General features: G+C 32.0%; 10 protein-coding genes. 2 read left to right on the top strand and 8 right to left on the bottom strand.

What is annotated here, in order from left to right:
• Nucleotides 1-882: hypothetical protein (locus VFS71_RS04100; RefSeq protein WP_326399539.1), on the top strand; the 882-nt coding region annotated here is incomplete at its 5' end.
• Nucleotides 883-934: 52 nt separating this feature from the next.
• Complete coding sequence (locus VFS71_RS04095) at nt 935-2,074, top strand: DUF4105 domain-containing protein (protein ID WP_326399538.1); 1,140 nt, start codon at nt 935-937, stop codon at nt 2,072-2,074.
• A gap of 2 nt (nt 2,075-2,076) precedes the next feature.
• Here VFS71_RS04095 and VFS71_RS04090 read toward each other — a convergent pair whose 3' ends face one another.
• From VFS71_RS04090 to VFS71_RS04055, 8 genes are all read right to left on the bottom strand, one after another.
• Nucleotides 2,077-3,471, bottom strand: a complete 1,395-nt coding sequence (locus tag VFS71_RS04090; protein WP_326399536.1) for a sugar transferase — start codon at nt 3,469-3,471, stop codon at nt 2,077-2,079.
• A 57-nt stretch (nt 3,472-3,528) separates the two neighbouring features.
• The gene (locus tag VFS71_RS04085) at nt 3,529-4,536 is read right to left on the bottom strand and encodes a glycosyltransferase family 4 protein (RefSeq protein WP_326399535.1); all 1,008 of its coding nucleotides are present in this window, start codon (nt 4,534-4,536) and stop codon (nt 3,529-3,531) included.
• The gene (locus VFS71_RS04080) at nt 4,508-5,851 is read right to left on the bottom strand and encodes an O-antigen ligase family protein (RefSeq protein ID WP_326399534.1); all 1,344 of its coding nucleotides are present in this window, start codon (nt 5,849-5,851) and stop codon (nt 4,508-4,510) included. The genes VFS71_RS04085 and VFS71_RS04080 overlap by 29 nt, the downstream gene beginning before the upstream one ends.
• Nucleotide 5,852: 1 nt before the next feature.
• Entirely contained in the window at nt 5,853-6,926 is a 1,074-nt protein-coding gene (locus tag VFS71_RS04075) for a glycosyltransferase family 4 protein (RefSeq protein ID WP_326399533.1), read from the bottom strand.
• A 2-nt stretch (nt 6,927-6,928) separates the two neighbouring features.
• Complete coding sequence (locus tag VFS71_RS04070; protein WP_326399532.1) at nt 6,929-7,792, bottom strand: class I SAM-dependent methyltransferase; 864 nt, start codon at nt 7,790-7,792, stop codon at nt 6,929-6,931.
• Nucleotides 7,782-8,906, bottom strand: a complete 1,125-nt coding sequence (locus VFS71_RS04065) for a glycosyltransferase (RefSeq protein ID WP_326399531.1) — start codon at nt 8,904-8,906, stop codon at nt 7,782-7,784. Before VFS71_RS04065 ends, VFS71_RS04070 begins: the two co-directional genes overlap by 11 nt.
• Entirely contained in the window at nt 8,903-9,922 is a 1,020-nt protein-coding gene (locus VFS71_RS04060; protein WP_326399530.1) for a hypothetical protein, read from the bottom strand. The genes VFS71_RS04065 and VFS71_RS04060 overlap by 4 nt, the downstream gene beginning before the upstream one ends.
• Before the next feature lie 19 nt (nt 9,923-9,941).
• Nucleotides 9,942-10,264: glycosyltransferase family 2 protein (locus VFS71_RS04055; RefSeq protein WP_414655983.1), on the bottom strand; the 323-nt coding region annotated here is incomplete at its 5' end.

The following is a 10,264-nucleotide window of genomic DNA, read 5'->3' as shown; positions in this document are numbered from 1 at the left end:
CTAGAAGACAATCAAATCTCCTTGATGCATTCCAATTACTTCGCCAATATTGCCAAATATGATTATGCGGCCTATGCCAGTCCTATAGATGACCGAACTGCTTGGGGAATTTCATTGATTCGTTTTGGTGTAGATGATATTTTGAACACTACTGATTTAATAGATAACGAAGGCAATATAGATTACAACCGAATTAAGCTTTTTTCAACGGCTGATTATGGATTTACTTTTTCGTATGCCGTAAAATTACCAATAGAAGGGTTTCAATATGGAGTAAATGCTAAAATTATCCGAAGAATCATTGGGGATTTTGCAACTTCTTGGGGATTTGGTTTTGATTTTGGATTGCAATTTGAAAAGAATGATTGGCAATTTGGATTAATGCTTCGAGATATCACGACAACTTATAATATTTGGAACATCAACGAAGAAGCTTATCAAAAAATAGCAGACGCTATTCCGGGACAAAATCAAGAAATGCCCGAGAATACTGAGATCACACTCCCTAAAGCACAACTAGGAGTTGCCAAAAAAATTCTTTTTCATCAAGATTACAGTCTTTTGGCTTCCGCCAATATGAATATGCAATTTACTCAAACCAACGATTTAATTTCAAGCAGCTTAGTTAGTATCGATCCGGCCATTGGCCTTGAATTCGGTTATACCAATCTTGCCTTTTTAAGAGCAGGTGTTGGTAATTTCCAGCACGTAACACAATTGGATAATGGCGAAAAAATAGGATTCCAACCCAATATTGGTTTGGGATTCAAATACAAAGGAATCGCTATTGATTATGCATTAACCTCTTTGGGTAATCAAAGTACAGCATTGTATTCCAATGTATTTTCTTTAAAAATTGATTTATCCCTTTTTAGAGGTTAACTTTGAATATTGAAAAAATTACATCTTAATTTATATTTAAAAAAATGTCAAAATGAAAACTCCTTTATTTAAAAAAATATTTGTTTGTATTCTTTTATTGGGTTCCATTTATAACTCTTACTGCCAAGATGTTTTATTGTCCAAAAACGCTCATATTAGCGTGCTTACTTGTGGCACCGGTAATGAATCCTATTCTTTATTTGGTCACACCGCTATAAGAGTTAGCGACATTGACAACAATCTTGATGTGGTCTATAACTACGGCGCTTTCGATTTTGACACACCCAACTTTGTAATGAAGTTTACCAAAGGGGATTTAAATTATTTCATAGTAAACAATCGATACGTTGATTTTATCAATCAATACAATTATGAAAAAAGAGATGTCTACGAACAAGAATTAGATATTCCGCTTGCGCTCAAACAAAAATTATTTGACAACTTAGCACAATCACTATTATCTGACGAAAGATTGTATCAATATAAATTTATTGACAATAATTGCACTTCTAAGGTCGTAGATGTCATTAATAAAACATTAAACGCGAAAGTAATTACCAAAAAAACAGATACGGACCAAACTTACAGATCCATTTTGTTTCCTTATTTCAATAATCATTTTTATGAAAAACTGGGAACGAGTATTGTTTTCGGAACAAAAGTAGATCAAATGGGGAGTAAAATATTTTTACCGTTTGAGCTTCAGAAAAGTTTAAAACTTATTCAGTATCAAAATCATCCTTTAACCAAGAGAAACAAAACAATATTAAATTTTGAAGAAGAAACTCCATCTTCTTGGTGGAATAATTGCTATACTTATCTTTTACTTTTGGGATTTGTAATTTTGATAAATAAGAAAAGCATTGATTATATTTATCTAATGACTATAGCTTTATTGGGTTTGCTATTTGTGTTTTTAGGATTTTATTCTTCCCATCTGGAATTGGGATACAATTACAATATCTTATTGTTCGACCCTATTCTTTTTATGGTATTGTATTTTTGGAGCACAAAAAACTCCAAGTGGACTTACAAACTTTCTGTTTTAAACATTCTTTTGATGATTGTGTACTTCTTTTTCATCATCACAAAAGTTCATTGGCTTATCGTTTCTCCTATACTAATAACCAACATAGTAGTCTTAACTCGATTGGCTATCAAACATAAAAAGCGTATTCCAATAATTATTTAATCTTACTGACCTCTATAAAATAGAACCGTTGAAACTGTTTTGAAAGCAATACTTAAATCCAAGTAAATACTTCTGTGTTTGATATAGTACAAATCATATTGCAATTTTATCAAGCTATCTTCCAATTTTTCCCCATAGGAATAATTGACTTGAGCCCAACCTGTAAGACCGGGTTTAATAATATGGCGGGTTTCATAGAATGGCATCATTTGAGCAATTTCATTCACAAATACCGGTCGTTCCGGTCTTGGGCCAATCACAGCCATATCCCCTTTTAGAATATTAATGAACTGAGGGAATTCATCTATTCTGGTTTTTCTTAAAAACTTCCCAAACTTGGTAATTCTAGAATCATTGAGTTTTGCAAAAACTGCTCCTGATTTTTCGGCATTATGAACCATTGTACGGAACTTAATAATTTTAAAAACAATACCGTCTTTCCCAACCCTTTTTTGGGTATAAAACAATTTTCCCTTGTTCCAAAAAACATTGCATATCAATATTAAAGGAAGTAAAACCAAACCTATTCCCAAACCAATCAATGAAAAAGCAACCTCAAATATTCTAATGAAATACAAGTATAATTTATTCTGATTACTACGGCTGAAAGGGAAAAACCGATAAAAATCCCTAGAAATATATTGAACCGGAATGCGTTGTGTTTTACTTTCATACACATGTGTATATTCTCTAATACTTTTGCCCGATTCTAATAAATGAAGTAATTGTTGGTATAAATCTGTAGTAATTCCATCTGTATGTTGAGAAGCTACCACTATTTCCGATATCCCATTTTTGGTAACAAATAAAGTTAAATCTTCTCTTTTTATATGTTTCACATATTGATATTCAAATTCATTTTTCGAATGATAATCTGAATTTACATATCCAATTATTTTATAATGAGGGTCAACACTCTCCAATCCTAAAACAAGCTCTTCCACCTGTTCTTTATCACATATTAAAACTGCATTTTGGACAAATCGGTTGGATGCCAAAAACCGCACATAAATCATTCTCCAAATGTACAATGCCATAAAAAAAACAATGTAAAAAATCAATAGTTGCAAACGATTTTTAGGCAATTGAGGAGAAAAAACAGGAGTCAGTAAATAAAATATTACGGTCGAAGAAGTGGTTAAAATAGTACTTCGCAGCACTTGAAAATGATTACTGGCTACTTGAAGATTATACATTTCAAAAATAGCTCCAAATGCATTAATGTATAGGGCTAGAACAATAGTCCAATAGTAATTATTAGTTGAAAATTTAAAATAATTAAAATTAAAAATAAATCCTATGCAATATAAACCAAGCAGCACAAAAACCACATCAAAAACCCGTAAAAGTAATTTACGCTCAGAAATTTCGAAGTGCATTTTTTTTTGATTATCCATTGATTTCAAAATTGGATTGTGTTGCAAGTTACTTATTATATAAAAATTAAACCTTCTTTATTTTAAAATACTAATCCACTTATGTCTAACTATATCCCAATCAAATTTTTCAGATTTCTGTCTCGCATTAGTAGTAATTCTATTGAACAAGTCAAAATCTTCAATTAATCTATTTGCTGCTTCAACCATCTTATCCACATTACCATCTGGAATTAATATAGCTTCTTTTTGGTCTTCCAACATAAAAGGGATTCCCCCAACATTGGTAGAAACTACAACCAAACCCATAGCCATTGCTTCAATCAAACTTACAGGCATGTTATCAAAATGGGTTGTATTTATGAAAATATCATATCCTTTAGATTCATTTATCCAATTCTGTTTGGATAATTTTCCCGTAAAAAGCACATCCAAACCTAAGTCTTTGGCTTTCTGTTTAGCACTCGATAAACTCCCATCTTTTTCAGGGCCAACCATGCAAAGTGTCGCTTCAGGATATTTCTTTTTTATTGCTGCAAATACTTCAACAGCCATTATAGGATTGTATATTTTTGCAAAAGAACGCACCCATAATAGATTGGGTTTCACTTTTTTTCGTTCCAAAAAAGGGTAATTTTCTAATTCAATAGAATTAGGAATGTGTATAACATTTTCATACCCTTCCGATTTGAATTGGCCTATTAAAAAAAGAGAGGGTGACACATTCTGGAAAGAATATTTAAAAATCATTTGACAAATTTTCGGATTATTCTTCAACCGAAAAGCTAAATTACCCCCGTGTAAAATTGGAATGAATTTTAAGTCAAACAATCGGCACAACTGGGAAGTGGCGAATGCATACCAAAAATTAGTTGTGCTATAAGTGTCTATTAATACATAGTCAGCTTTTCTATATAGAAATACACTCCAGAGCATTGCAAAAAATCGTAACGTTTCATTTTTTTGAGAAGAACTATATGATACCCTAAAACCTTCTCGTTCCAAGAGTGGGCCAAGAATTTCAATAGTGGTTGGGGTTAGTCCATGCTTGGATAACTTATTCCCTATGTAGAGCAGGTTTTTCAACAATATAAATTTTTAACAATGAAAGTGCATAAACAAAAGCAGGAGCGGCAAGCCGCATAGCGGCATGATTGATGGTTAATAACCAAAAAGCTACGAAAGATAAAGCCAATATATTTTGACGGTTGTTTATAAATAAAAATAAGGGAGTGAAAAACAAAATCATCAAATCAATCAAACCAAGAGAACCATGCTCGGCCAACATTCTGGTAATTTCATTATGGGAAGCAGCCACAATTCCAGTTTCTTTTTTTCTGATTTCTTTATTTCTTCCCACACCTACTCCAAAAATGGGATTATTCCAAAACATTTGTAGCTCAGATTCGATAAGTGTCTCCCTTCCACTTAATTGACTTTTTTTCTCTCTTCCTCTGGCATCCTGATTAGCATAACGCTTATTAATCAACCCACCGGTTTGTAAGGAGCTGTAACCCCATACTCCCAATCCTGCCACAAAAGAAAGTATAATGATCAATCCTATTTTGGGCTTCGTCTTAAAATTAGCCTGAAAATACAATACCGCCATAAGCAGAAAAATCATCGCAACTGCTGTCATTACTCCCCCCCTAGAAAAAGTGACAAGTCCCCTAAAAGCAAAAACCATAACAAATCCTCCATTCAGTATTTGCAGTAATCTACTTTTAGAATTCAGCAACAATTGTGCAAAAAAAATAAAAATACCCAATCCCAATATGGTAGATACTTGATTGGGCCCAAATCCCCCTGACGTTTCAAAATTGGATTGTGTCCCTGTGACCACATCCTTCACGCTGGGTGTATATAAAAATAAATAAACCACGATAGCAACCAAGGGCAAAGAAAATGCAGTAATAATCCCTTTTAGCCGATCAAATGATACTTTTCGCTGATAACAATATATAGACGAAATTCCCAAACAAACTGGTCCGGAAATATTGAATGCAATTGCCTTTCGGATATCAGTTTCAAAATTCAAAGAAATTAAAGCCAAAATGACACCTGGAATCAGTAACACCAAAAAGAGCCAATACAACAAAGCATTTTTAGACAATCCTGAATAAATCATTCCGAGAAACATAAAAATTAAGATTGAATATTTACCAAACTCATTCAAAATCATCCCATCTGTCATTCTCAAAAGCACTTCAACACTTACTACATAGGCTGACATTATAAGAGCCTCACTATTTTTATTGCCCTTTTTTACAATATAATAAACACCAAACGAAAATATTACAAAAGTGTATATTTTGGAAACAAAAGGCAAAGCAAATACCAATGCTCCTAAAAAAACATGAAACAATATCAATTTAACATAAGACAGTTCTTCTTTCTTCATTTTAACTTGTTTGCAGCCAATTTAAATATTTTCTTATTACACTATCAGCTGTATATTCGGTTTGAATAGTGTAATAAAGCGCATTTCCTAAATCAAATCTCAAAGTCTCATTGCCTATCAATTCAATTATAGATTGATAAAACAAATCAGATCTATTAGAATCCACGATAAAGCCATTCTTTCCTTCTTCCACTATCAAAGGAATTTCACCCACCCGAGTAACCACAACAGCTTTTTTGTACAATCCATATTCCAAAAGTGCAACCGGCAATCCTTCAGATTGCGAAGTCAAAACGGCAATGTCTGATTGGGATAAAATATTCCCTATATCTTGTTTGGAACCATAAACAAATATATTATTTCCTAATTCAAGTTCATAAATTTGTCTTTTAATTTCTTTGGAATACTCATCTTCAAAATCTTTTCCAACCAAGTGAAAAGTCCAATCTGGATGTGATTCTTTTAGTTTATGGACTACTTCCAATAATAAAAAATGATTTTTTTGTGGTCTTAAATTAGACAAAGAAACAATTCGTTTTCCTTCCTCTCCTTTTAGTAATGTACATTTTTCAACCTCTGTTTCTTTCAATGGAAAATTAGGCAAATAAATAACGTTCTTAGCTTTTAATTTCGTTTCTGACCAATTTTTAAGCCTTTGATTTACGGCAATAACGCCAATAAAAAAGTAAGCCGTTAGTTTCAATCCAAAATGAGGCCTGGTTGCTAAGAATTCATTGTTTCCATAATGATCATGCCGTATGATTTTCAAGTAAGGACAAATACATTTCAATAAAAAAGCTAAAAAAAAAGAGGTGCTGTGGGCATGGATATGTGTAACTTCATTTTTTAAAACAAAAGATCTCAACCTGAAAAGAGCACCTATATCTAGTTGTCTTTTTTTGTTCAAAAACAAATACGAAACATTCGGATCGATTTGAGACAAAAGAGAACCTTCCTTACGGGTAGTAACAAGCCCCGAAAATTCAATTTTTTTAACCAAAACATTGGCATAATTGACCGCCATACGTTCGGCCCCACCTGCTTCAAGAGAATCTATGATTTGAATAATTCTCATTTTTATTTCTTTTGCAAAAGTATATTTATACTACCAGCCATCAATTCTTGATCACTAAAATTTGCAAAATCATCATGAATTTTTAATTTTTTAAATTTTCTATAACTTTCCGAATCTATATTAATTTTATCATACTCAAAATAGAGTATTTCAAAACTTTTACTGAAAATCTCTAAATATTGGGGAAGTCTAAGTCTATTATGGTAATCAAATTTGGTTTGAATCTGATTCCATTCTTCTTTGCTATATTTTAAAAAATCTTGTAAGGAAAGTGAAGAATCACTATAAGCCCTATGATCACTTGGTGAAATTAAATGCAACACCAAACCTCCTGGTTTTAAATTTGAATAAATAAAATTATGAATTTCTAACAAATCGCTAGGAGTTACATGTTCTAAAACAAATCTTGACAAAACTAAATCAACATCTTGAATTTCTCCATCACAAATATTAGTCTTAGGAAAATAAGAAACTTCTTTTAATAAATTATACTTTCCTTTTTTTTCTAATACTATCGCACTTTTACTTGCATAAAAAGCATTTAGCTGGTCTATTTCCTTTCGATTAAAATGCTCGTTTATATCATAAGTATTAACTTTTTTTGCTTTTCCTTCAATAATCAATTGATAAGGAAAAATAGGAACCCAGCCTGACCCTAATTCTGCGATTTTCAGGTTTATTAGACTTATATTGTTTTTGCTTAAAACCTCCACTACTTTTTCATAAGTGTTTTTAGTCGATTTCAATTTAGATTCAAAGGATTGATTCCCGCCAACATTTTGCAAAAGATGATAAATACCATATCCAATTTTATTTGGCAAAATAGATAACCCTTTAAAAATTCTAGTTTTTATACTATTTTTCATTGTCTAAGCATTTTTTTATTTCTTCTTCAAAAACATCCAGTGTATATTTTTGTGACCATTCCACTGCTTTTTTTCTTTTACTGTCAAAAACCGTTTCATTATTTAAAACCGTTTCTATCTGTTGGGTATCCTGTTCCAAATTCATTTGTAACAACAGTCCTCTTTCCCCGTAGTCGAGCATAAAAGGCACGCAGGAAACAGCCGTCGCTACTGGAACACAACCCCAAAACATCCCTTCGGCAATGGCTTTTGGCCAACCCTCGCTTTTGGAAGGCAAAAGTACAAAATGACTGTTTTGATAAGCTTTTTTTACGGTTTCCTTATTTTGATTGCCATGCAATACTATTCTCCCTTCAAGTCCATTGGAAACAACATAATGCTCTAATACCTTACGTTCTAATCCTTCGCCATACAAATCTAAAAAAACATCATATCCTTTTCTGAATAATTCTTCGATTAATTGTATTACGTACAAAGGATTTTTTCCAGATGACAATGCTCCTACAAAAACAAAATTTATTTTCGTCTTTAAATCCAATAATTTCATCGGCATTTTATCCGCCTCGGAATAAGTAGCCGTGAAAAAAGGCCTTATATTCTTTGTACTTCCTTCCCATTGCCCATAAACCAGAACCTGCATGTTTCTGGTTAGAAACGTATTGCTCAAAATCCATTTTTGAAAAAGATAGCTCCAAGGCTGTTTCGCTTTCGGATCCCAATTGCCGGCATACTTGGCCGTTTTGGGTTTGCCGCGAAATAAAATTTGGACCAAACAGCCCAATAAACCAATATTACCGGGGCAACGCAAATGGATATGATCCGCTTGATTCATTGCTTTAAAAATTTGCCAACTAATTTTGGGTGCCTTAATTATTGCATTTAAAACTGCCCGAAATCCCAATAAACTAATTTGGCTAATGGACACAAACTGTCTGTTATTTGAATTGTAAGGACAATCGATCGCTGTTATTTCTGCTTTTTGAATTGGAGCTACAATAATTATTTCATCACAATATTTCACCCAAATATTCATTTCATTAACATAAGGTCCATATGCAAAATACTGATTTTGTGATTGAATGTGAGGAACGTGAGTGATAATAGCGAATTTCATTGATTTGACACTAAATTGCTTTTTTCTATGATAGATAATATTCTTTTAATATAGTTTTTAGGATGTAAATATGTGTTACTCCATATTAAGTTATTTTGTCCCATTTCTAAATATCTTTTATCCTTGAGCAAATATTCAATTTTATCAGGCAACTCTAGATAAGAGGAACGGGTTGATAATTTTTCATAATTGATATGCTCCTCAAAGTTTCCTAGAACAATATTCAATGGTGTTGTTATCACAGCTTTCCCAAACAACAAATACTCTCCTATTTTCCAACCCGGAGTGTCTTTTAAACCATCATCTGCTACACATATATTATAATTATTTAACGTTTTTAAATAATTATTCTTTTTTGAATCTCTTGAATCCAGTAATATATCAGGACCTAACGATTTAGATAAATCATCTGAAAACAAACCTACTGATGCGTTCTTATAGTTTTTTTTTATAATTCTGCATGCCTGAATTCTAAATTCATTTTGCAGCATTCGCCTTTCTTTTTCATCAGCATCAGGATGATTATTTGGATTCCACAATCTGGTATGAAATATTATATTGCCCCCATAATCAAAGACCTTTTGAGGATATCTTCGAATATCCAAAACAGCATGTGAAGAATTAGTAAACAAAGAAAACGAATCAATGGCCCTAATCACTTCAGTTCTATTTGATTTATAAAATAATATATCTGTATTTAATTTTGTTAATAACGAAATAGGCTTATAAGTCAGTGGTACATTAAAGTGCAGTGGGTGGACGTTATTAATTTTATCCTTTACAAGAAGAGATCTCTTAAAATAATAACTGAAATTTTCTGGTAAATCGATAAATTTAGAGTCATCCGAGTAATCAAAAAAAATGTTAATCCCATCAATATACAATACTGCCCCGTTGTGTTTAATATTCTTATTAAACACAATTTTTATATCAAAGTCCTCTTTTTTACAAAAATAAAAATACGAGTAAATAAGTTGATTTAAATGATGAGTCCATGTGGATATTTCTAATCTCATAAAAATATTATTTTTAAATTCATTTTGGTTTATTTATAATCAAACTCCACCATCCTATTGTTCTTCCCAATGCTTCAGTAAAAGCCTCCTTTTTATTTGTTTTTGAAATTACGTTAGAATAACGAATCAATGTTAGAAGCATAGTGATTGCGTGCCATTTAAAGAAATTATTTATGTTTGGTTTCGAATTTTTTATCCGCCAGACATACCAGCCATTTCTTACCACCATTTTACCATATTGATACTGATTTGGGCGTCCCGAAGCTTCGTGATAATGGTTTAATTTTGCTTTAGTATTAAGATACAATTTCCCTGTTTTTGCAACTCGCAAGCAAAAATCTG

The sequence above is a fragment of the Flavobacterium sp. genome (genome assembly GCF_035760125.1).
Lineage (GTDB): Bacteria > Bacteroidota > Bacteroidia > Flavobacteriales > Flavobacteriaceae > Flavobacterium.
The sequence above is the reverse complement of the archived record's forward strand: the minus strand, read 5'-3'. Positions and strand labels throughout refer to the sequence as shown.